Genomic DNA, 23,759 nt, shown 5'->3' with positions numbered 1-23,759 from the left:
GAGGCTTCACCTTCTTGCAAGGAGCGCGATGATGTCCAGGTATCGCTTGAGTAATCTGCTGCTGGTCGGCACGCTGCTGTCCCTGTTTATCCTGCCATCGGCCCAAGCGTCGGAGGCCGATAACTGTGTCCAGCAGCAGCTGGTGTTCAACCCCAAGAGCGGCGGGTTTCTGCCGGTCAACAATTTCGGTACCACCGGCCAGGGCTTTATGAATTGCTTTGGCTGGCAATTGTTCATTGCCCTTAACTGGCCGGTGGACCCCGGCTGGCCAGCCGATCCCAACCTGGCGGGCGAGCCGGACAGAAGCATCACCGTCGAGCAATTCGGCGTCCCCACCACCGCCGGCAAACCCATGAGCGTGGCGCCGGTATGGGCCAGCTACAAGGACGCCAATGATATTTTCCTGCCCGGCGCACCCAAGCCCAGCGACTGGGGGGTGCAAACCCTGGTGCCGTCCAATTGCAGCAACCAGAACAACCTCCAGACACTGTCGGTGGGGGCGCGCAAATTCATGAACGCCACCTCGGAAAGCGCGACCAACGCCCAGCATCGCTTCCACTTGTCCAGCGGCACCCTGGCGTCGATTCCCGACCCGATCATGGAAGCCGCCGGCGGCTGGCTGACGGACCAGACCGGCAACCTGGTGTATTTTGAACGCAAGGTGGGCAAGGCCGAGTTTGACTACATCGTCGACAACGGCCTGTACGATGCGGCCAATCAACTGATCGTCGCGCAAAACAGCGATGGTCAGCACCCGGCCGGCCTGTCGCTGCCGGCCGGCGAGATGATGCGCTCGATGCCCACCCACCCACTGCGCCAGGAACAACTGGGCGCCCTGGAACTCAAGGCGGCCTGGCGCATCCTCACCGGCAAGCCCCAGCTCTACGGGCGCTACCTGACCACCCTGGCCTGGCTCAAGAACCCCGCCACCCTGCAATGCACCCAGCAAGTGGTGGGCCTGGTGGGCCTGCATATCATCAACAAGACCCAGAGCGAACCGAACTTCATCTGGACCACCTTCGAGCAAGTGGACAACGTACAGGAACCGAACCAGGTGCCCGCGCAACAGACACCGCCGGACGGCTACACCTTCTACAACCCCAATTGCACCGGTGGCCCTGACGTATGCACGCCGAACGTGGCCCGCATCCAGTGCAAGCAGCACCACCCTGATCGGGAATGCACCGAGCCCTATCCCCGCGACCAACCGGTCCAGACCACCCGCGAACACCCTCTGCCTTCGGACATACAAGCCCTCAACGCTGCGGTACAGGCCAACTTCGCCCAACAGACCAACGGCCAGTCGGTGTTCCAGTACTACAAGCTGGTCAATGTGCTGTGGATCACCTCGCCAACCGCCCCGTACCCTGTCGAGCCCGGGGCGGGAGCGACGGTGCCGCTGTCCTATGGCGCCTTTATCAGCGATAGCAACGTACCGGTGGCCAACACCACCCTGGAGACTTACGTCCAGGGCATGAGCTGCAATCAATGCCATCAACAAGCGACGATTGCCGGCAGCCCGACCCTGGCTTCGGACTTCTCGTTCCTGTTCAACAACGCCGACTCGGCCCAGCAAAAAGGCCTGATCAAACGCGTACATGCCTTTGAAACCCTCAAGGACGGCCAACCATGAAACGTTCCCTCGCCACCCTAATGCTCGCGCTGTCGATACTCCTTGCGCCCCAGGCCTTTGCCCATTCGGCCCATGAACTGCACGCGGTGAACAACGGCGCCGATGCCGATGCACCGGGTAACCACGGCATGTTCATGGTCGGTTCGCAGACCCTGTTCCTGGTGCATATGCCGATGTTCACCACGGAAAAGCACAGGTACCAGATCGTCCTGCAGGCCAGCCTGCCCGCCGACGTGATGGCCAAGTACCAGGCGCTGCGCGCGGCCAACCCGAGCAAGCCGTATAACCTGATCAACGTCGATAACGACACGTTCACCCTGCCCCAGCTCAAGGCCGGTGAAGTGACCGCGTTCAAGGCAACGATCTTTGACGGCTACTCCAATGACGGCGGCGGCACCCCGGGGCCGGTGCTGTTTGACAACGTGCCGGTGACGGTCGAGGCGGTGGTGATCTACCGGCCGTTCAACCTGGGTATCGAGCGGCCCAAACAGCTGGTGTACACCTTGTTTGGCCGAGGCAATGAGGCGCACTTGACGCACTACATCGCCCAGGACCCGGACTTCCAGGAAATCATTACCCTGCCTGGGCCGCCGGCACCGTTTTCGGCGGCGCAATTGGTGTCTACGGTGGATTTGAACTTCACCACGGTGCAGTCGTTGCCGATCGTCTGCCAGTCGCCGCTCAAGCCTGGGGTGTATCCGACACTGCTGGAAGGCCGTGCGGATGCGCCGGTGGCACTGGACCTGGGGCCGGCGGCGCAGCGTGTGTGGTATTCGACGGGGAATCTGTTGAACAAGACCGATCCTTGCCAGCCTTGAGTGGAGCGTAGGTCTACTCCTGTGGGGTTGCTGGCGATGGCGGCGTATCAGTCACCGAATATGTCGGCTGAACCACCGCTATCGCGGGCTAGCCCTCACCCAAGCCCGCTCCCAAACAAGTCGGTTTCCACAGTTTGATCCGGGTAAGTCCCTACAAACTGATCTGCCCCCGCTCCTCATCCGTCAACTGCGCCTTGGCCTGTTCGCTCAACGGCCCCGCCCCCAGCACCTGCACCGGGCTGTCGGGGTTATACGCCGGTGTCTTGCGGGCCTCTTGCTCCCGACGTTGCACCGGCTCGCTGCCAAACCCTAATACCTCGACCGTGACGATCGACGCCCGGCCCTGGCGCGCGGCGGCCTGCTGGTTGCGTGCCGCGTCTTCGGCGGCCTGGGACGCCGCCGCCCCCGCCGCGCTGGCCGAGCTCATGGCCCCGGTGTTGACCGCCGCAGACACCGGCACCCCGGACGATTTGCCCTGGGTCTGGATATTCGCCGCGTTGACCACCCGCAGCGCGGCAATGTTGATATTGCCCGACACGCGGATCCCCGCCTCGCCCGCATCGATGGTGCCCAACGGTGCAATCAGGTCGATATCCCCCGCCGGCACTTCCGGGATCGGGTTGAGGGTGGCGATGCCCGCGCCGGTACTGGGCACCGACGGTGACAGGCTCACATTGCCCCAGTTGTCATACACCCGCCGTGGCGGGGTATAGACCACGGTGGTCTTGGAACCCCGCCCGGCGTTGATGTCGCCCGCCGCCGACCAGCCCATGATCGAGCCGCCAAAGGTGGTCATGATCCGGCTCTGGCCCAGCAGGATGCTGTCCAGGGAATACAACTGGATATCCCCGGCGCCCTGGGTGATGACACCGGCAGTGGACGGCGGTGCCGCGCCTTCGATGCCAAAGGTCTGGCCGCCGCCTGGCGTAAGCATCTGGATCGAGCCGCCAAAGTTGGTGTGCACCCCGGCACCGCCAAACAGGGTGATATCGCCCTTGTAGGCAATGGCATTGCCGGCCACGTCCTTGTCCGGGAACAACCCGGCAATCGCCGCCCGGCCCCTTACATAACTGCCCTCGCGCACGCCGCCGGCCTGGTTGTACTCACGGCCGGCGGCCTTGAGCTCGGCAAAGTACACCTCACGGGCAAACACCCGCTGTTGCTCGGCCGGTAGCGCCGCGTAGTAAGCCCGGGCCTGTGCGCTGTCACCGACAAACCCGAAGCGCCCGGCCAGCCAGGCGGCCAGTTCATTCTCGTAGCTCTTGGCGACCTTGCCAGCGCCCAGGGTCAGGGCTTCACCCACCTGCACCTGGTTCTCGGGGTTCAGGTAGGCCTCGACAAAGCGCCGGTAGTCCGGGCCGTTGGGGCCTGCGCCGGCCTGCATGACGATACTTGCCCCCGGACGGCTGTCCCCCGGCACCAACGCACCGAGACTCGTCACGCTGACCCGATCCTCCATGAGGATATTGCGCCCGGCCATCAGCTCCAGGGTGCCGGGGCCGGCAACCTGGACGTTGCTGTAGAGGATGTCGCGCCCGGCGGACACGATGGAGATGTCATTCGGGTTGTTGTGGAGAAACAGGTTGCCCCGGGATTGAGACGCATCCGGGCTGGCCGTCAAGTCAAAAAGGCTGCCGCTGCTGACGATATCCCGCCCCGCCATCATCCATACCGGCCCACCGCCCTCGTACCAGGTCTGCCCCGAATGAAGCGCATCAACCGCGCCGCTGAAGGTGATGATCCGCCCACTGCTGACCCCCAGCAAATCCCCGGCCAAGGCATAGAAGCGCGCCGGGGTCGCCGGGACATAGGCCGCGCCCGATGCGCTGCCCGAGCCGAACACAAACAATGGCAGCAGGTTGGCGTTTTCAGGGTTGCCGTTGGGGGACAGGTTGCTGGCCACCGGGGTGGGGTTCTCGCCGATCCTGCCGACAAACGCCGGGCGCCAAGGCGTGGCCATGGTGGCGGGGTCGGCGGCTGACGGCGTCACGAACAGTCCGCCGGCATAGATCGAATCCTGGGCGAGGAACTGCAACTGGCCGTTGGGCCCTGGCGCCAGCAACAGCGGGTTGCGGTAGTTGACGTCCTCCGTCGCCAAAGCGCTCGCCTTGCCGTAATACAAGCTGCCACTGGCAGCGGTCGCGCGCAGGATCGACGGGTACACAATCGCCAGGTCGGAAGCCCGGTTCTCGGTGTTGGGCGTCAGGTTGCCGCCGGCTGAAAACAGGTCGATGGCGGTGCCCTCGGTCCACAGCGAGAACCAACTGCTACCGGGACCGTGCTCGCCTGCGCGCACAAAGGATGAGCTGTTTGGCAACAGGACCCGGCCCGGATCGAGCACATTCTGCACCACCAGGTCGCCCAGGGTCGCCAGGCTGAATGTCGCATCGCCCGGCACCAGCAGCATACCGCCGCCGGCCGTGCCGCGGGTGGCTTGCAACGAGTCGAACGGACGGGTTTCCCCAGGGCTGTGGGCGTAATAGTCAGTACCGTAGCCCAACTCGACCTGCCCCATGGCGCCGCCCAGCAACTGGGCATTGCCCCGCAGGTTCACCAGAGTGCCGTTCAGGCTACTGGCAGAGAGCTGACTGTCAGGGTTCAAGACCCCGCCGATACGCACCCGCAGGTCACCGCCGCCCGTCAACTGCAGGCTGCCATCGGCCGCCACACGCCCCGTGCCACCGACGGCCAGTACCAGCCCCTGGCTGCGGGGGCTGGTGGTAGACGACATGACATTGCCGGCCATGGCACGCAGCATCCCGGCGTCACCGGCGACCTGCACATCCACATCCCCGCCGCCCAGGGTGCCGATGCCGGTAAAGCCCACCAGTTGGTCAGCGGTGGCGGTGGCGGTATAGCTGCCGAAATTGATCCACCAGGCCGTTGGCTGCGGCGCCCCGCCGGTCTCGACAGCACCGCTGCCTTGACGCCATAGCCAGTTACCGACGCTGGCCGAATCCGTCCCCTGGTCCAACGGGTTAGGGCGTCCCACGGCGCTGGTCAGCGCGGTGGCGATATTGCCCGTCAGACTGCCCCCGACATTCAGGCTCAGGTTCCCCCCCCCTTGCGGATACCAGGCGCGGTACAGGCTGGTGGTGTCGGCGTTGACGAACTGTTCAAAAAAACTCCCGGCTTCGTTGAGGACGGTCTTGCCCCGGCCCAGGGACTTGGGCTGGTTGTAGGGGTCGCCCTCGACGGCGGCGGCAGAAGACGTACCGGCGGTATAGACGCCGTACAACGAGTCCATGCTCAGGTTGCCGCCACTCAACAACTGCAGGTCGCCGGTGCCCGTGCGGATCACACTGAAACGGCTGGCCGACGGCGTAGCTGCATACTCCCTGACACTCTGGGACAGGCAATACTCCGGGAGTGCGGCACACACCTCACCCACCGACGGATAGCTGATGCTTTTAAGGAACTCATCGGTGATCGGCGTCCCCGCCACCACGGTCACCCCCTGCCCCGCCAGGTCGGCCACCGCATAGTCGGTCCAGACAAAAGAGAGCCTGGGTGCGCAAAAATCAGGCGTCGCCGCACAGAACTCGGCAATCGTGCCCATGCCGAAACTGTCGAGGATGGCCTGGTCGACCGGGTCGCCCTCGACCACCGTGACACCGGCCAGCGCCAGCTCGATAACCACCTTGGCAGTCCAGGTCTGCACCGCCTGGGAGGGCAGCTCCTTGGCGAACATGCCGTAGTGAGTGTCGGCCAGGCGCAGGTCGCCGCTGCGCGGATGGGGTTGCAACAGACGACTGTCCGCCGCCTCGGTATCGGCACCGGCCACCAGGCGCAGCGACCAGGATTGCGAGCCTTCGCCCAGCATCGGCGCAATCGCCCATTGCTTGCCCTGGCGCCCGGATTCCTCTGGCCGCAGTTGGATCGACTGCGCATCGTTAAGCAACTTGACGCGGGTGCCGGCAGGAATCAGCGCGCCCTTGGGCAACAGCAGGTCGCGGTCGAGGGTCACCCCATTGAGGGTGGGGTTGGCGGCCTGGAAGTTCTGCGGCAACGGCACGCCCCGGGGCCAGGTCAGGGCCTTCAACAGCGTGTTCTGGGTGAGCAAGGTGCCCGCCTCCAGCTGCGTGCCACTGGCCAGGGTTTGCGCCTGGCTCAGCATCGTCCCGGCGGCAAACAGCACAGTGCCGGCGCTGTCGAGTACCGCCGCCGCCAGCACCGTACCGGCAGGCAGCACCAGTTCCTGGTTGAGGGTCGCCCGCACTGGCAAGCGGGTGCCGGCGCCCACGCCGATGTCGGTGAGCGGCACGTCGTAGTTCAACACCGCGCCCGCCGGGTAAACCGTGCCCTGCGCCAGGCTCACGCCCTGGCCCGGCACCACGGTGTCGCCACCGGTAAAGTCGATCCCCGATAACAAGACCCAACCCTTGTCGTCCACGGTTTCGGGCGGCGGGGCAAAGCCATCGTTGATGCTGCCATAGATATTCAGGTCGCCACCGGCGCGCAGGCTCAGGCTGCCGGCCTCGCCGGAGCCGTAGACCCCTTCGACCTGCTGGCTACGCGGGTTGAGGCTGGCGTAGCGAAAGCCGGACAGGTCCAGGTCACCTTGTACCACCAGGTCGCCGTCCGGGGTCTTGCTGACAATCTCCACGCCCGGGCGCAGGTGGAAGGCATCGGCATAGGTGGCGTTATTCAAGCCGGCCAGTTTGTTGTAGCGCAGGTCGTCGTTCTTCAAGGCGGCGTTGATAAACGCCACGCTGGCGGCATGCTTGTCATTCAAATAGCCTTGGGTGATCTGCTGATAAGGCTGGCCACTGGCGGTCGGGTCGGTTTTTACCGGGGCATCGTCGTAGCGGATCATGCCGTTGAGGGTGATCGAACGGGCGCCCTGGATCGCCAGGCGCCCGCTGGCGTCGATGGCGATGTCATTGCTGCTGCCATCGGCGTTGATCAACCGTGGCGCATTCAACTCCAGGGTGCCGCGCAAGCGCCCGTCATGGCCCTTGATCGCCGACGTGCCGTGGCGCAGGTCGATACGCACGCCGTCGCCCAGGGTCAGCAGGCCGTCGCCGGAGCCGAGCACCACCATGGCGCGGTTGGGCGAGTCGATGATCTTGCCGTAGCTGTCGACCCGCAGGACGCGGCCATGGGCATCGAGCACGGCGCTGCTGTCCAGGGTCAGGCCGTGCTTGCCCGCCAGGTTGATACTGCCGACCCGCTCGCCACTGGCATCCACCAGGCCATTGACCCGCAGGCTGCCGTTGTCCAGCGAGACGCTGATGCTGCCAGCCTTGAGGCCATTGCCGATGGTCAAGTCGCCCTGCTTGAGCTGGAAGCTGCGGGCCCCGAACACCTGGCCGTCGTTCAAGCGCTGGTTGAGGGCGGCGAACGGCTGGTCCAGGCCGCCGCTGCCGCCCAGGCGCTGGGCCTGGATTTCCAGGGTCCCGCCCAGGTACGGCAGCCGCGTGCCGCCGGCATCATAGTCACCACTGCTGCTACCGAGGACCTGACCCTGCAAGTCGACCACGCCCGCCGTCGCATCCACGGCGACGGCCCGCAGTTTGCCGGCCTGGTTGTGTTTGGCGGACAGGTCGATGATCGCCCCCGCGCCTTGCTGCACGTTGCCATGGCGACTGTCGAGCAGCACATCGCCGCCCCAGCCATATTGGGTCACATCGTTGAAGGTGATGGCGCGCCCGGCGACATCGATCAGCGCGGTGTCCGTCAGCACCACGTCGCCCAGGGCATTGAGGCTGACCTTGCCACTGGGTAGCACCACCGCACTGGCCAGGCGGATGCTCTGGCCCTGCAAGGACAATTGCGCGCCGTAACCGTTGGCCGTACCGCGTGTGCCCGGCGCAGCCGCCACATCAATCGCGCCACCGGCGGTGATGCGGTTGACCGAGCCGCCCTCGCCGGTCATCAGCGGCGTGAGGATATTCAGGTTGGCACCGCTGTACTGGAAGCCTTTGACCGCGTCATAACCGTCCAGGCGCTGGTACACCGACAGACTGCCCTTGTGGTTGGCCGTGATGCGCTCGCTGGCATTGAGGTTGACGTTGGCAAAGCCCAATGCCAGGCGGTCGAAGCTCTTGGTGGTGCTGGGCTGGGCAAAGGCGCCGTAGCCCAATTCGATCCGCTCGGCCTGGATGTCCAGGCGCCCGCTGCCGGTGCCGGCGCCGCCGGCAATCACGCCGCCGGGCGCGGCTTCGGCGCCCTGCCAGATAAGGTTGGCGGTGCGCAGGCTCGCCACATCGTTGGCGCCGCCGGAGCCGTAGATCGCCGGCATGGACAGCAACAGATTGTCCAGGCGCGACTTGCCGGTCTGTGGGTCGTAGGTGTCCAGGGTGGTGGTGCCGTAGAAGTTCAAGGCCTGGGCTGCGGACAGCTGCAGGGTTTCCAGGGCTGGCGCGCCGGACTGTGTGTCGCCACGCAACAGGCGATCGATGACCTGCTGGTTAAGGGTCAGGCCAGCCGGCAATACGTTGCGCGCGGCGGCATCGGCCAGGGCCTGGGCACTGCCGACGTTGATATTGCTCAAGGCCAGTGCCAGGTGACGGGTGCCGTAGCGCACCTGCTCGTCCAGCTCCAGGGCCTGGGTGGTCGAAATGACAAGGCTGCCCTCGGAGTACAGCGAGGTCTGCCCCGCACACTGGCCTGTAGGGCAGACGCCGATCTGAATGCCGCCCGCCTTGGCCGCGCCCTCAGGGTAAGGCAGCACATTGAGCAGGCCATTGGACACGACCAGCGTATTGGCCGCGCTGCTGTAGACAAAACCGTCGCGCGAATCATAGGCCGCCTTACCCTGGCCGAGGGTATTGATGGAGGCCCCTTGTTCAACCACGATATCGCCGCTGCGCGTGGCCAGGATTACCTCCGGCGCCGCGAGGGTCGCACCGCTGCGCAGGATGACCGTGTTCCCCAGTTCAATGAACCCGACGTTATTACCGCCCTGCCCATACACCACCTGGGACAGCCCGCCCACCAGCAGGCGCTTGGCCCCCATGGCGTTGAGGCTTTGCGCATCCACCGTCACGCCGCGGAATGTCTCGTCAATCAAGGGGCTCTGGGCATCGATAATCTGTGTGCTGCTGCTGGGGTTGGTGTTGTTCACCGCCACCGTGCCGCCATAGCCTCCCGGGGCGGCCTCGAAACGGCCAACACCCTTGAACACGAACGTGTCACGGCCACCACCGCCTTCCAGCGCCAATTTGAGCGTCTTGGCATCCACCGCCAGCATCGGCCGTGGCACGCCAAGCCGGGCGGCGTCGGCCACGGCGAACTGGGCGTAGCTGGTTTCGTTGTATTGGGAGTAACGGCGCAAGGTATCGGCCGAGGTCAGGATCACCTGGCTGGCGAGGCTGTTGTGGATGTCGGTATGGATAATCGACAGGCGCCCGGCGGTAGACCACGAGCCGTTGCGCATCGGGGTGGCCCCGGCATCGCTGCCGGTGCCGGCCTGGCCATTGATCTCGACCCGGAATGCCCCCGGCATCAGGGCGTAGGTAGACGGCAGCAAGGTATAGGTGCCGGCTGGCAGGCCTGGCACTCCGGCGCCAAGGGTGATCTGTTGCCCCACCAGCGGCGTGCTCGCGCCGCCTTCGCCGGCCACCGGTGCATAGCCCGCCTGGGCGCCCGGCACGATGGCGTACACCGGGTTGCTGGCCAGCCCTGGCAAGGTGAAGCCGCCATTGACGCCAAACTGTACCAACGGGTTGTAACGCGCATCGGTGGAGCCGCCACGCCCGGCCACAAACCCGGCGCCCAGCAGATCGCCGCCGCCGGACAGGTCCAGGGTGGCCTCGGGCAACACCGCCACCGACTTGCCGCCCAGGACCACCCCCACCGAGAGATCGCTGTTGACCACACCGCCCTGGCCGACAAAGGTCACGGGCTTGCCGTTATAGCGGTAGACCTGCCCGTCCAGCGTGCCGCCGTAGGGCAGCACCAGGCCCTTGGCGCTGACCGAAGTCAGGCTGCCGGGCAGCAACTCGACACGGGTGCTGCCCACGTTGCCCAGCTCGATCACCCCCAGCGGCGCCTGCAGCACGCCGCCCTGGCGGATGGTGGCCGCCCCCAGTTGCAGGCGGCCGAAAACGGCATCGGGGGCGACTGCGCCGGCATCGCCGACCTTTTCCAGGGCCAGGGTGCGGGTCGGGTCGAAGGTGAAACGGTTGATCGCACCGCCGGTCTGGCCGACCAGGACCCGCGCGGCCACGCCACTGCCGGGATAGATCCGCGCAGCGCGCAGCGTCATATCACCACCCGACTCCAGGAGCGTGCTGAAGACAGTCGTCGTCGCGCCGCCATCGCGCCCGGCAAGAAACCGCAGGTCGCCACGGCTTTGCAGGTTGACCCGGTCAAACCCCTGGTTCAGGGAGAAGCTCACCGCATCGCGGATCTCCAGCAGGTCGCTGTCGAAGGTAAAGACCCCCTGGCCAGGCTCCGTCGAAAGCGAGAGGCCACTGGGCAGGACGTAACCTTCCATGATGCTGCGGGGCGGTGTGAGCAGGCCGGCGAGCACCCCATGCGGCGCCGATAGGTTGACCCGCGCGGTGTTGGCAGCGCCTTCGGCCAGGTTCATGCCCATGCTGTACAACGCCAGGCCCTGGCCCATATTCAGTGAAATATCACCGGCAAAACTCAGCCTGCCGTTGCTTAACAGCGCCAGGTTGTCGAAGCCGCCAGCCGTGACCTGATCCACACCGAGCCGCCCATGGCCATAGAGCAGGCCATCGGCGGTGGTTGGCGCCTCGCCAGGCAGGCGGGTCTGGCTGACAATCAGCTCGCGACCGCGCAATACCCTCTCGGTTGCCAGGTTGCGCAGATAGGCCGGCGCCTCCAGCACCACGGCCAGGCGCCCGCCCGCTGCCCCGGCGCCGCCGGCCTGGGCGACAAAGCTGCCGTCCAGGTACAGGCCGTTATTGGACGCAAAGGCGATAGCGCCGCCATTGCTCGCCACCAGGGTCGGCCCCTGGCCTGGGATATTCAGCCGCGCCTGGCTGCCCGAAGCCTCTAGCCGCGCGCCCTCGCGCACTACCACAAACAGGTCACTGGCGGTCGCGACACCGGTGGTGGGATGCACATCCCCCCCCAGGGTGATCTGCCCGCCGTTGCGCACCTGGCCATAAACACTGCCGCGACTGTCCACGGCGGTCACCGCGCGTGCGGCCACATCGATCAGCGCCTGCTCACCGACCCAGATCGAGCGGCCATGCCCAATGGCGTTGACACTCTCCGAGACCGGCACGCTCAAGCCCCCCAGGCTGACACTGCCGCCCCAGGCGTTCAGGGTGCCATTGAGGGTCAGTTGGCCGACGCTGCGCAGGTTGATGGCCTGGCCGGGATCGACGTTGATCACTGCGCCCCGGCCCACGGTGAGCGCGGTGCTCGCCAATTGGGCGGCGGTGGATTCCAGATGGCCGGCAGTCAGGTTCAGCCCGGCGCCACGACGCTGGGTCAGCACGCCCCTGGCCCCATCTTCCTGGTACAGCTCGGGCGTCCAGCGCTCCAGCGCGGCGGTTGGATCGCTGCCGCCCGGGGTCGTCGTGGCCTGCTCACCGAGGCGATAGACCGGCATGTTCACATCGACCCTGGCCCCGTCGGCGACGAGCAAGCCTTCATTGCCGGTGATGTCGTAGGCCGAGAAGCCCTTGTTGAAGAAATCGCCGGCCAGTTGCAGGGTGTCGGCCGGCGCGGCGCTGGGGCCGATCAGCACCTTGTGGGCCTGCACCGCCAGGGTGCCGCCGCCGTTCATGCCGTAGCCGCGAATATCGCCGTCCAGGCCCAGCGCCCCCAGGGCACTCACCGTGACATCGCCACCCTTGCCGCCACTGGCCTTGCCATCCAGGCCGAGGGTCGCCCCGGATGAGGTATCCACCAGGCTGCCAGCCGCCAGTTTCAGTTCATTGCTGCTGCGCAGCGAGACCTTGCCACCCTTCACATAGGCCACACCGCTGCTGTTGCCAGGCTCCAGCGCCAGGTTATTCCAGCGCCCGGACGCATCGAGCCGGACCCCGGCGGCCACCACCAACTGCCCAGGCCCCGGCAGCGTCACATCGCTGATGCCATTGCTGCTCTGCAGATTGACCTGATTGAGCACGTTGCCGGCATTGATACTGCCGCCATGGGCGGTGAGATTGGCATTGATCGATACCTTCGGCCCGAACAGGGTGATATCGCCACCGTCCGCGACCTTGAGCCCGGCATCGACGCTGATCTGCTGCCTGGCCCCGACCTTGATCGCCCCCAGCTGGAAGCCATTGAGCTGCTCGCTGTCGAGCAGCAACTGGCCCTGGCGGGCGGGCGACAATGCACCGGTAAGGTCCAGGCCCTCGGCAATTTTCTGTGGGTTGTCCTGGATCGACACCTGGTCCAGGGTCGGGGTCAAGGCATGGCGCAAGGTGCCGGTGGTTTTATTGAACACCGGCGTGTACTGGCCAATGATCAACTGCGCGCGCTGGGCCATGGCCTTCTGTGACTGTTGGTAGCCATCGAGGTTGATACTTGGCGCCTGGGTCTGGCGCTCGCCCTGGAACACATCGCTGATCAACTGCCCTTCGAGCACCGCGCTGGAGGTGCCGACCACCAGTTTGCCGGCGTCGCGGCCCACGCTGTAGCCCGCTTCGTATCGGCGCTGCGGGGCGATCAACGGGTTGTAGTAGTGATCTGTACGGCCCCAGCGCATGCTGGAGTCCTCAAACCCTTTATAGAAACCGGTGTAGAGAATATCCCCCGGCGCTTTCGACAGTTCATACAAGCGCCCGTCCGGGCCCTTGAGCCAGCTCTGCTGAATATAGCCACCCTGCACATCGACGGAGCCACCCGACACGTTGATCTGCGCGCCCTGCCGGGTCACCACGTCGCGGCCGGTAAACGTCACCGTCCCGCCCTGGGCCATCCACTCGCCCACCGAGTGGCCCTGGGTGCCGAGATAACCGCCGACTTCCAGCAGGCCGCCAGCGGTGTACCAGCGATCCGTCGCATAGCCGTTGGTGCCGGCGGCGACAAACACCAGCTCGCGCAGATCGACCCAGACATCATTGTTGATCAACTGCCCGTTATCGCGGTTGACCGGTGCATCGCGCTGCTCGTTGCCCTGCACGTTGATCTTGATGTTATTGGCCTCCATCGCCACCTTGACGCCGATGGCCCCCGACACATCGATCATCGCCCCCTCGCGCAGCAGGCTGCGCTGACCCGCGCTGACGGCCACCTGGCCACCGGTGGCGAGGGTGATCGAGCCTTTCTGGAAGTCCACACTGCCACCGCTGACAATCTCGATACGCGACTGGTCGGTGCGGTCGGCGACGCTGCTCAAATTGTTGAACTGCCCGCCGATCAGGTTGCCGGGCTGGCCGTCGAGGTTGACCAGGCCATTGTCGCGCTGGCTGTTGAGGGCGCTGGCGCCGCTGCTGTCGAGCAGGATCGCGGTGGTACTGCCCTCCCCCAGGGTGACGCTGGCGGTGCTGTCGCTGGCCGAGTTGAGCAGGTGCACGGTGCCACGGGTGTCCACCGAGGTGCTGGCCAGGGCCACGCCGTTCTGGCGCACGGTGTGGCCGGTCAGGGTGATATCGCCGGTAGCGGCCATGATCAGGCCGCTGTTGCTCACGGTGCCGGCGCCGCTGCCGGTGTTGAGGCTGCTGGCCACTTCATTGCCGCGCGTGGTGGAGCGTGCGTTGCCGGTGGTGCCGAGGCCCTTGCGGATATAAAAACTGTCGCCGGCCGCCAGCGTGGTCTGGCCCTTGGCAGTGATAAGGGTCCCGGCGTTTTCCACTTCCGAGCCGAGGAGCAAGGCGTAGCCACCGGCGTCGGTGGAGGTCGCCGCCGCGTGCGTCTGGATCAGGGCGCCACGCTGTACTTCGACCTTGCCCGCCGCCTCGGTAAACGTCGGCTGGGTGCCATTGGCATCCACATAAAGCCCGCGCTGGGTGAACTGCTCATCGCTGATGTTGGCCGCTGCCGCCACCAGGTTGCGTACATTGACCTGGCTACTGCCGCTGAACACCACGCCGTTGCGGTTGATGATCATCACCGTGCCGGCGCCCTTGATCTGGCCCTGGATCTCACTGGGGCGCGCATTCGGGTCGTTGACGCGGTTGAGCAAGGCCCAGTTGGCCTGCTGCTGGAAATCCACGGTGGTGTTGCGCCCGACGTTGAAGGTCTCCCAGTTGAGGATCGCCTTGTCGGCGGTCTGCTCGATGTTCACCGTGGTCTGGCCGCCGGCCTGGCTCTGGGTCGGGCCTTTGGCGTTGATCCAGCCCTGGGTCAGGCTGTTGTCCACCTGCAAGCCGCCCTTGCCCAGGCCATCGGGAATGGTCGAGACCTGCCCCAGCGCCGCCTGGCGCCCGGCCGCCTGGGCCGCCTGCTGGGCGGCAATCGCCGCGACGCTGTTGTTGAGGGTGCTCAGGGAGCGCTGCATCTGCTGGTTGACCCGCGCCTGCTGGGACAACGGCGGCGGCATCCCCGGCACCGGCGCCCCCGGCCGCGCAGCCGTGGCCGCCTGGGACGCGCCCTTGGCCGCAAACCAGCCGGAACTGAACGCCGTGGCCCCCTGGGCACTGCCGGCCACCAGCAACAAGGCAATGGCATGGGCCAGTGGCTTGAGGCGCAAGACAGTCTGGCCGCTCGGGCCGCGGGCATTCAGGTTAACCGGTGGTTTGCAGCGGACCATCTGGAATCATCCTTCTGTATGGAGACGCACATCACGTATGAGAGGTAGGCAGTTGGCGAGGGGCGGGACTGAACTTCTGTCATGGAAAATTCATCTGCCGCCCAGCCCCCCCGGTAGCCGCTGCCGAGTGTCAGCGGGGGCCATGGGCAAATAAAAAATCAGCAACGGCACAGGCCGTTGCTGATCGGGTACAGCTAACCGAAGAACGCTTGAGTTACAGCGGGCGACCGATCTGGTTGCAGACGTTCGACTTGCCGATGCTCAGCTCATTGGTGGCGGTGAGGAAGGTGTCACGGACAGCGGTCTTCCAGTTGCCTGGCAACGGCACGAAGCGGTTGTCAGTGATGGCGGTGTCGTTATTGCCAAACGCGCCGTAGTGGCGGGCGAAGAAGTTACGCACTTGGGTTGTTTGCTCGGCGTCGGCGTAGCACTGGCTGAAGATCAGGTTAGTGAAACCCAGGATCGGGTAGCCGGTGGTTGGGTAAGCTACGATGCTTGGGTCGGTCGTGCTGGCGGTAGCCGCGAAGGTTGGCACCCAGGCGCCCGGCTGGCCACGGTTGATGAGCGCCGGCGGCTGGATAACCCCAATGGCTGCCGATACGTTGGCAGGCGCAGGCGAAACACCGGCAATTTTGGCGACTTTGGTCGCGTCATCCAGACCGGCCAAGGTCGCCGCCGCGTAATCCGGGCTCATGTAGGTGATGCGGCTGTCAGCAGCGTTGAGGGTGCTCATCACACCTTCGCTGGTGTCAGCGTAAAAACCACCGCCCGGCTTGGCTTGTTGCAGCGGGTTGATGCGGGTGCCGCGCACTGGCCCGGAGAAGCTGCTCTTGAAGTCCTGGGTCACGGCAAAAGTGCCGCCTTCCAGGGCCGCGTTGCACTTGGCGTTCAAGAAGCGGGTAAACAGCTCGGTGGTACCGCTGTTGCCGTTGCGGTAGACCACAGTGATCGTACCGGTACGGCCAGAACCCACGACCTCGCTCCAATCGCTGTAGCGACCGGAGAACACACCGCACAGTTGATCGACGCTCAGGTTGAGCCCCGCGCCAGCCTTGTTGAACGCAATGGCCACCGAAGTCGCCACCGACGGCACCTGGATCAGCTTGCCCCAGCCAGGCTGCTTGTCGGATGCGTAGGTGGACAATTCAGTCAGGCTGAGCTTGGAGTCGCTGCCCGCCCAGTGCACGTTCTTGTTGGTCACGCCGGGTACGAGCTTGTCGTATTTGTTTTCCAGGAACGCCGCTTTACCGTTGCCGCTGCCAACACCGATATAGGCGGCAAAACCGGCAGTCAGTACACCAGGCGTCTGGTACAGCGGCTGTGGCAGGGTTGCGCCGCCGCCGTTGACTTCAGCGAATGCAGCCTGGGCCGAGCAGAGGGCCGCGAGGGTCATGGATACCGCGAAAACGTTGCGCTTAAACATGAAGAAGCTCCTTTCGTCGTGTTCATACGTTGAGGTAGATGGCTCTTGCATGACGCCATGGCACTCGGTTCACACGCCGTGATCCAGCAGGCTTGCGGGGCGAGGCCATGGACACGAAGTTCGCAGCTTCCGATGACAGATAAGGGAAAAAACCTCGGGAGGAACAGCTTGATTTTTAAAAAGATTCTCGGGTGTTTTGGCAATGATTGTGGCTTTTATCGGGGTGAGTGACAGCGAGGTTTCAGGGCATTTTTCACGGATGGCGGGCGGGCCGTGCGCGGGGGTGCAAAGATGACGCAATGACGAACCCGAGGTTGGATAGGATTGGCTGTGAACACACATTCAAATGTGTGCGGGCTTGCTCGCGATGGTGGTGGTTCAGGCAACCTATTTTCTGCTATCTGACCGCCCCCTCCATCAGCTCACCGTAAGATAAGCCCCCTGAGATTCAAGTAAGCGAACTCTATGGTAATCCGCCGCAATCACCGTAGGGTCGGCATGTACCAGATAGACCGTCCCCGGTTGACTGAACACATCCTCGGTCGCGCCTATCTGTTGTCCGTTTTCAACGTAAAAGACCGCGTCGAAAAATGACTCCAGCTTGAGCAGCTCGCTCAAAAACCGGCCCTTATTGAAACAACCTTCAAAACGATTGATGAGACAGACGTTATAGGTATGTTGCAGGAGTCGATAATCGGTGTCCTTCGCCAACAACTGCGCGAATACCTCAGGCTCGGTGATGGATAACACCGTCGCATCAATCTGCCCAAGCCCAGTGGTCTTCCTAGAGACTTCGGGCAGCAGAATGCCGTCGGTTCGTGCGGCGACTTCCACCAGTTTCGGGCCATCGTCGGTAAACATGACCTCCGCGTGGCTGGGTCCGTTACGGATACCCAGGCATCGCACTACTGCTCGGGTGTAGTCCACCAGGATCGGGTAAACCGCTGAGTCGGGGCCGATCAGTTCGTCGATGTCATAGAGGACGCCCCCCCTCTGGGTGCGCTGCTTTTGGTATCGCACAACCTCGGTGACAAGTTGTTGACCATCAAGGGAAACCATATTCACAACGTATTCCGATCCTGCCAGGTACTCCTGAATCAAGACCTGAGTGTTCGCAATACTCAATCTGTTCATCGTCCCCAACAGCGTCTTCACGGCCGCTTCACAGGCTTCCATATCCTCACAAATAGACACCCCATCAGCCCCTGCACTTTCAAGGGGCTTGATCACTACAGGGAAGCATCCATGGGACTTGATCCAGTTATGTGCCAAATCCCAGGTATTCGCGATGAACTGTCGTGCGGCCGGTAATTGTGCATGGGTAACACATTGGATCATGTCGTATTTATTTCGACGGGCATTGGTTTGGTCGAAGTCATTGCGGTATGGCAACTGCATTTGCTCATTCAAGTGATCGGCGAGCAATACGCCTGTCTCGGCACCGGCGATGATGAACTGAGGCGCAAAGCGCATGACACTCGCCAAGGTAGTGGTGAAATCGGCATTGACGATCAACTGGTCATAGAGCGAGTGATCCAACCCCTTGTAATAGTAACTATCCAAGCTGCCTGACGAGGCCACATGCATCAGCACACACCCCCTCTCGCTCAACCGCCTTGCTACATATTTGCCGGATGAAAATCCATCGACTACAACAACCTTGGTCATGTGGCCTCCCTCTTCAGTGCATATAGCGCCCGACCCAACAGCAAAAATAAAATGATACTGACCGCCGCAATACTGGCCATCGAAAACTCTACCCTAGCATCAAAAAACTGGAGAAACAGGACAAATACCGGAAGGGTTAGCAACACCAGAGATACATGGATCGGCGTGAGGTGATAGATAGTTTTCTGGATTAGGTAGATCGGCAGCAAATGCCCAAACACAACCAAAACCACCATCGGCATAACTAATTCACCGTCAACCAAGAACCCGGCACCCGTTAAAGGAATGGCAATAACACACACACCAATCATCGCAATATTTCTAACGGCTAGAATTTCATAAACGGACCAACGCTGCTCAAACATCTGTTTTGAAAACACCGTATAGATGACCGTGCCCAACGCACACACCATGACACTGAGGATCCCCAGCAGACGCTGCTCCACAGTAGTGCTGGATATACCACTTTGCCCGACGAAGGAGTTGTACAGCATAACCCCAACCGAAGTGAGTACCAGGCACGAAACCAGTACATCCACAAAAGCAACCTTGATACCGCGCTTGTCGAAAAGAGAAATAATCAGAGTGAGTGCCGGACCACAGGCAACTGAAGCTACTCCAACCACGGCCGGTTCAAGGTATCGAAGGGCATAAAACAGCCCACCCCAATTAAGTAAAACCGCTAAATTTATGACAACTACGATTCTCCAGCCACCCTTAAGTCTTGAACATAAAAAACCCGAATTCCGGTATAGAGCACACGCAGCAAAAAAAGCTGCAGACGTTACAAAGCAATAAAAAATAACCAGGAGCGTATTGACAGCCTGCATTATGAACGCAACATATACGTCGAATGCTGCACTCAACAGGCAAAACACCACCCCTATTACTACACCTATTCGTTGCATAAGTTTAAACCGCCCATAAAACCCAACACCCCCACTTATATGACATCTACACCATTTTCGCGCACGACTATTTTCATAACGGTTTTTACAACAACCCCGGTTTCCCTCTGAACATTTTTAAAGCCATTATTCCCAACTTTCTCAACTGCACAAATAGCATCCACCACCTGACCGCCTCCAGCTCTTACAGCTTCGACTAAAGCAATCAGCGCCCCACCTGTACTTAAAGTATCATCAACAATGGTTACGCGATCTCCTACATCAATACCATTCAGGTAAACCTTCCCTCTAAAATATTCAGAATCAATATTGACCACCTGTTCGTTTATATCTCCCAGGCTGTACGGATACCACCGAGCCATAGCCATGGGAATACCAGTAAGCAAGGAGATGGTCGTAGCAAGCGCAGCGCCTTTGTCTTCTTCAGTCACAATCTTGGAAACATTAAGATCCATCAACTTTATTATTTTTTGAGCAACCTCTATTAAGACAGCGGGACGTAAGGCGGGGATCTGATCAGTAAATTCATTCACCGTGGTCAACGATCTACCAGAATTTACAACTCTTGCATGCTTATAGACTTCCTTAAGTAACATCGACCACCTCACTGTACTCAGGGTAAATACCATCCCAGCGACTCGCATATTTCCATGAACTGTCAAAAAACAAGGTAACAATATTTTTATTATGAAATTCCCGAGCAACCTCCTCGCAAATTAGCAGGTTCGCCCCACACGTCGGCCCAATTGGAGTGTTCTCTTCTGCTATAAATTTTTTCATTCGAGCCCAGGCCTTTGAGCCATCAACCAACCTCACCTCATCAACAAGCTCCGAAATTGTATTAGGCGACAACACTCCAGCACCCAACCCCATTAAATTATGGGGTCGATGTTGAAAAACCAAACTATTTCTTTTTGAATACAACGGAGCAGAGTTACAAACTTCAACCCCTACCGTTTTAACCCCACTGTATTCTCGCTTCAACACCTCAGCAATACCTGAAAAGGTGCCTCCGGTACCTATTGAACAAATAAAAAAATCGGGCACCACACCCTGCCTCTTCAGCGCCTCAACTATTTCCTCACCACAAACATTCCACGCCTGTTTATTCAAGACATTACTAGACTGATCTAAAAAATAATTCTCTTCAGCCGAATTGCCCACTAGATACTCCTTGGCTTTAAGGACTGACGCCGTCAAAAAACCCTCTCTGGGAGTTTCAATTACTTGTGCACCAAATGAGTAAATCTGTGCCTTTCGTTCCTCAGTCATTCCCTCAGGCATAAATATTTTTACTTTATACCCTTTCAATCGCCCTATCCAAGCGAGGGCAGCCCCTCCATTTCCAGTAGAACAGTCTATCAAGGTCATGCCTGGCTTAATAACACCCGCATTTTCCAACTCACTGACAATATTCAAATAGGTTCTGTCTTTATGACTTCCTGACGGATTAAGAAACTCACATTTTGAAAACAGCCGCCCCCCATTTATTGAGCAGCTCGCCAGTTCCACAAAAGGCGTACTACCAATATCTGCCAATTCCATATTTAGCCATCCATTTCAATCAACATATCCGGGACGCTAACTGATTCTCCTAAAGAAAAACAGCTAGCCAAACGGACAGATAGCAATCAAAACGTGTCGACCTAATACTTCAACTAAAAATTAAGGATTCGCCCGTCAAAAAAATAAGAATTATCGTACAAACAAATTCAAACATTATTAAAACGACAATTACCCTAAACGTTTGAGGATTGCCAACGCATCCGTCTCTCGCAGTCGCTACTCATCAGTGATCGGGTTCGGTCGGGTAGGCCACATGAGCGGTATTACCGTGTCCGCGTCATGGCCGGTTGTGCGTGGGAGGGTTTGGTGTGCCCCTGTGAGTTTGTGTATCAGGTCACCAGTTGGTTGATCTCAATAATCGGCAACAGCACCGCCATCACGATCACCAGCACCACCGCGCCCATCACCACGATCATCAACGGCTCCAGCAACGCGGTCATGCCCATGGCCCGCCGTTCGATATCCCGCGACAGGGTTTGCGCCGCCCGCTCCAGCATGGGCGGCAGGGAGCCGGTTTTTTCGCCGCTGGCGATCAGGTGGATCAGCACTGGGGGGAAGACTTTTTCCACTGCCAGGGCCGGCGCCAGGTTGACGCCTTCGCGGACCTTGGCCGTGGCCTCGCTGACGCTCTGGCTCAGGCGGTCGTTGGACAGGGTCTGGCGCGCCGCTTCCAGGGCGCGCAGCAACGGCACGCCGGCACCGCCGAGGATCGCCAGGGTCGAGGCGAAACGTGCGGTGTTGAGCCCCAGCACAAAACGCCCGAGCAGCGGCAGGCGCAAGACCCGGCTGTGCCAGTTCAGGCGCGCCACGGGGTTGCGCAGGTATAGGCGCCAACTCCAGAAGCCCGCGACCAGGGCGGCAAAACACAGCCCGCCCCAGGCGCGAATGAAGTCACTGGCATTGAGCATGGCCAGGGTCAGCCCCGGCAGGTCCTGGCGCGCCTGGGAAAAGGCGCTGACCACCTGCGGCACCACATAGCTCAGGAGGAAAATCACAATGCCGATGGACACCAGCCCCACCACCCCCGGATAGATAAAGGCCGTGAGAATCTTGCCCCGCAGGTTGTTGCGCTCCTCGATATAGTCGGCCAGGCGTTCCATGACCTGGGCCAGGTCGCCGGACTCCTCCCCCGCCGCAATCAACGCCCGGTAGATCGACGGGAAGTCCCGTGGCCGCGCGGCCAATGCATCGGCCAGGCGCATGCCGCTGCGCACATCGGCGCGCACCGCGCTGAGGGTCTGGGCGATGTGCTTTTTTTCCGCCTGTTCCACCGTGGCACTCAGCGCCGCCTCCAGCGGCAGGCTGGCACCGAGCAGGCTGGCCAGTTGGCGGGTGGCCCAGGCCAGGTCGTTGTCCGACAGCTTGGCGCTGAACAGGCTGCTGCCTGTCACGTTGGCGTTGCCTTCAAGCTGCACCAGCAACGCGGTCAGGCCACGGCTGCGCAGGCTGGCAAAGGCCGCGCCCTGGCTCTCGGCCTCCAGGTGCCCGGTCTCCAGCTTGCCGCTGGCATCACAGGCTTCGTAGCGATAGCGATTCATCAGGCGTCCCGTGTGACGCGCAGGATTTCTTCCGGCGCGGTGCTGCCGCTGCGCACCCAGCGTTCGCCATCTTCACGCAGGCTGAACATCCCGGCGTGGCGGGCGGCGACGCGTATCTGCTGCTCGCCGGCGCCCTGGTGGATCAGGCTGCGCACGGCATCATCGACGCAGAACAATTCATGGATACCGGTGCGGCCGCTATAACCGACCTGATTGCACTGGCCGCACCCCACCGGGCGCCAGGTGCCGGGGGCCGCCGGGTCGGGCTGTTTGCAGTGCGGGCACAGGCGACGCACCAGGCGCTGGGCCAACACGCCGAGCAGCGACGAGGCCAGCAGGAACGGCTCGACCCCCATGTCGATCAGGCGATTGACCGCCGACACCGCATCGTTGGTGTGCAGCGTGGCCAGCACCAGGTGCCCGGTGAGCGAGGCCTGCACGGCGATCTGCGCGGTTTCCAGGTCACGGATTTCGCCGATCATGATGATGTCCGGGTCCTGGCGCAGGATCGCGCGCAGGGCCAGGGCGAAAGTCATGTCGATCTTGGCATTGACCTGGATCTGGCTGATGCCCGGCAGGTCGTATTCCACCGGGTCCTCCACGGTGAGGATATTGCTCGTGCTGGCATCCAGCCGCGCCAGGGCGGCGTAGAGGCTGGTGGTCTTGCCGCTGCCGGTGGGCCCGGTGACCAGCACGATGCCGTGGGGCTGGCGGATCAGGCCATCGAGACGCGCCAGCAGGTGTGGGTCCATGCCTAAGGTTTCCAGTTGCAGGCGCCCGGCCTGTTTGTCCAGCAGGCGCATCACCACCCGCTCGCCATGGCCGGTGGGCACCGTGGACACGCGGATATCAATCGGCCGCCCGGCAACCCGCAGGGCAATACGGCCGTCCTGGGGCAGGCGTTTTTCGGCGATATCGAGCTGGGCCATGATCTTGATCCGCGACACCAGCGCGCCATGCAGGGCTTTGCGCGGCGACACCACATCGCGCAGGGTGCCATCGACGCGGTAGCGCACCACCGAATGGGTCTCGAAGGGTTCGATATGAATGTCGCTGGCCTCATCGCGGGCGGCCTGGGTCAGCAAGGCGTTGATCATGCGAATCACCGGGGCGCCGTCCTGGGTGTCGAGCAGGTCGGTGATTTCCGGGATGTCCTGCATCAGGCGGTCGAGGTCGACTTCATTTTCGGCGGCACCCACCACGGCGGCGGCGCTGCCGGTGTCGGCGTAGGCGCTGGCCAGCAGGCCGTCGAGCTCATCGTCGCGCACATGCTCGATGGCGGCCTGGCCGAATTGGCGCTGGACTTCGCTGATCGACCAGCCGGGGGTCGAGGGGCAGATGGTCAGGCGCGGGCCTTCGGGGGTCGGGTGCAGGAGGATGCGCTGGGATTTGGCCCAGGCGTAGGGGAGCAGGCTCATAGGGAGGCATCCGGGTGGATTGCGCTGGCCGCGCGGCCGTCATCGCGGCATGGGTATCTACACAACTCTCTTCTCGGTCTGTGTACATATCCATTGCTGCGGTAACGGCCACTTAGGGTTCCGCCCTGACGGCGGCTCACTTTTGAAAAGCGCAAAAGT

General features: G+C 62.2%; 10 protein-coding genes. 2 read left to right on the top strand and 8 right to left on the bottom strand.

All coding sequences use genetic code 11. The features are described from left to right. Positions 1-31: 31 nt before the first annotated feature. Together AC07W7_RS02780 and AC07W7_RS02775 are read left to right on the top strand one after the other, a co-directional pair. Positions 32-1,633 (top strand): hypothetical protein, encoded by a 1,602-nt coding sequence (locus AC07W7_RS02780; RefSeq protein ID WP_495038627.1) that lies wholly within the window; start codon positions 32-34, stop codon positions 1,631-1,633. After that, positions 1,630-2,451: a hypothetical protein gene (locus AC07W7_RS02775; protein WP_495038626.1), complete on the top strand. Its 822-nt coding sequence runs from the start codon at positions 1,630-1,632 to the stop codon at positions 2,449-2,451. Before AC07W7_RS02780 ends, AC07W7_RS02775 begins: the two co-directional genes overlap by 4 nt. A gap of 151 nt (positions 2,452-2,602) precedes the next feature. On the opposite strand, the gene AC07W7_RS02770 is transcribed toward AC07W7_RS02775, so the two are convergent. The 8 genes from AC07W7_RS02770 to gspE form a co-directional block, all read right to left on the bottom strand. Continuing rightward, complete coding sequence (locus tag AC07W7_RS02770; protein ID WP_495038625.1) at positions 2,603-15,079, bottom strand: filamentous hemagglutinin family protein; 12,477 nt, start codon at positions 15,077-15,079, stop codon at positions 2,603-2,605. 214 nt (positions 15,080-15,293) lie between these two features. Further along, a complete protein-coding gene (locus AC07W7_RS02765) occupies positions 15,294-16,502 on the bottom strand; it encodes a substrate-binding domain-containing protein (protein WP_099168281.1) in 1,209 nt (402 codons plus the stop codon). 417 nt (positions 16,503-16,919) lie between these two features. Then, entirely contained in the window at positions 16,920-18,170 is a 1,251-nt protein-coding gene (locus AC07W7_RS02760; RefSeq protein WP_495038624.1) for an ATP-grasp domain-containing protein, read from the bottom strand. Then, entirely contained in the window at positions 18,167-19,078 is a 912-nt protein-coding gene (locus tag AC07W7_RS02755; RefSeq protein ID WP_495038623.1) for an EamA family transporter, read from the bottom strand. Before AC07W7_RS02755 ends, AC07W7_RS02760 begins: the two co-directional genes overlap by 4 nt. Before the next feature lie 35 nt (positions 19,079-19,113). Further along, a complete protein-coding gene (locus AC07W7_RS02750) occupies positions 19,114-19,674 on the bottom strand; it encodes an adenine phosphoribosyltransferase (RefSeq protein ID WP_495038622.1) in 561 nt (186 codons plus the stop codon). Further along, positions 19,664-20,623, bottom strand: a complete 960-nt coding sequence (locus AC07W7_RS02745) for a cysteine synthase family protein (protein ID WP_495038621.1) — start codon at positions 20,621-20,623, stop codon at positions 19,664-19,666. Before AC07W7_RS02745 ends, AC07W7_RS02750 begins: the two co-directional genes overlap by 11 nt. 350 nt (positions 20,624-20,973) lie before the next feature. Next, positions 20,974-22,182, bottom strand: a complete 1,209-nt coding sequence (gspF, locus tag AC07W7_RS02740) for a type II secretion system inner membrane protein GspF (RefSeq protein ID WP_169900549.1) — start codon at positions 22,180-22,182, stop codon at positions 20,974-20,976. Then, positions 22,182-23,600, bottom strand: a complete 1,419-nt coding sequence (gene gspE, locus AC07W7_RS02735) for a type II secretion system ATPase GspE (protein ID WP_495038620.1) — start codon at positions 23,598-23,600, stop codon at positions 22,182-22,184. The genes gspF and gspE overlap by 1 nt, the downstream gene beginning before the upstream one ends. Between the last annotated feature and the right edge of the window lie 159 nt (positions 23,601-23,759).

It is taken from the genome of Pseudomonas sp. GW821-FHT01D09 (assembly GCF_059422465.1).
This window is presented reverse-complemented; position numbering and strand designations above follow the sequence as displayed.

Coding starts and splice junctions, on each gene's coding strand:
- AC07W7_RS02750 (WP_495038622.1), bottom strand. CDS start 19,674: ATGTTACTTAAGGAAGTCTATAAGCATGCAAGAGTTGTAAATTCTGGT.
- AC07W7_RS02765 (WP_099168281.1), bottom strand. CDS start 16,502: ATGTTTAAGCGCAACGTTTTCGCGGTATCCATGACCCTCGCGGCCCTC.
- AC07W7_RS02760 (WP_495038624.1), bottom strand. CDS start 18,170: ATGACCAAGGTTGTTGTAGTCGATGGATTTTCATCCGGCAAATATGTA.
- AC07W7_RS02770 (WP_495038625.1), bottom strand. CDS start 15,079: ATGGTCCGCTGCAAACCACCGGTTAACCTGAATGCCCGCGGCCCGAGC.
- AC07W7_RS02775 (WP_495038626.1), top strand. CDS start 1,630: ATGAAACGTTCCCTCGCCACCCTAATGCTCGCGCTGTCGATACTCCTT.
- AC07W7_RS02755 (WP_495038623.1), bottom strand. CDS start 19,078: ATGCAACGAATAGGTGTAGTAATAGGGGTGGTGTTTTGCCTGTTGAGT.
- AC07W7_RS02780 (WP_495038627.1), top strand. CDS start 32: ATGTCCAGGTATCGCTTGAGTAATCTGCTGCTGGTCGGCACGCTGCTG.
- AC07W7_RS02745 (WP_495038621.1), bottom strand. CDS start 20,623: ATGGAATTGGCAGATATTGGTAGTACGCCTTTTGTGGAACTGGCGAGC.
- gspE (WP_495038620.1), bottom strand. CDS start 23,600: ATGAGCCTGCTCCCCTACGCCTGGGCCAAATCCCAGCGCATCCTCCTG.
- gspF (WP_169900549.1), bottom strand. CDS start 22,182: ATGAATCGCTATCGCTACGAAGCCTGTGATGCCAGCGGCAAGCTGGAG.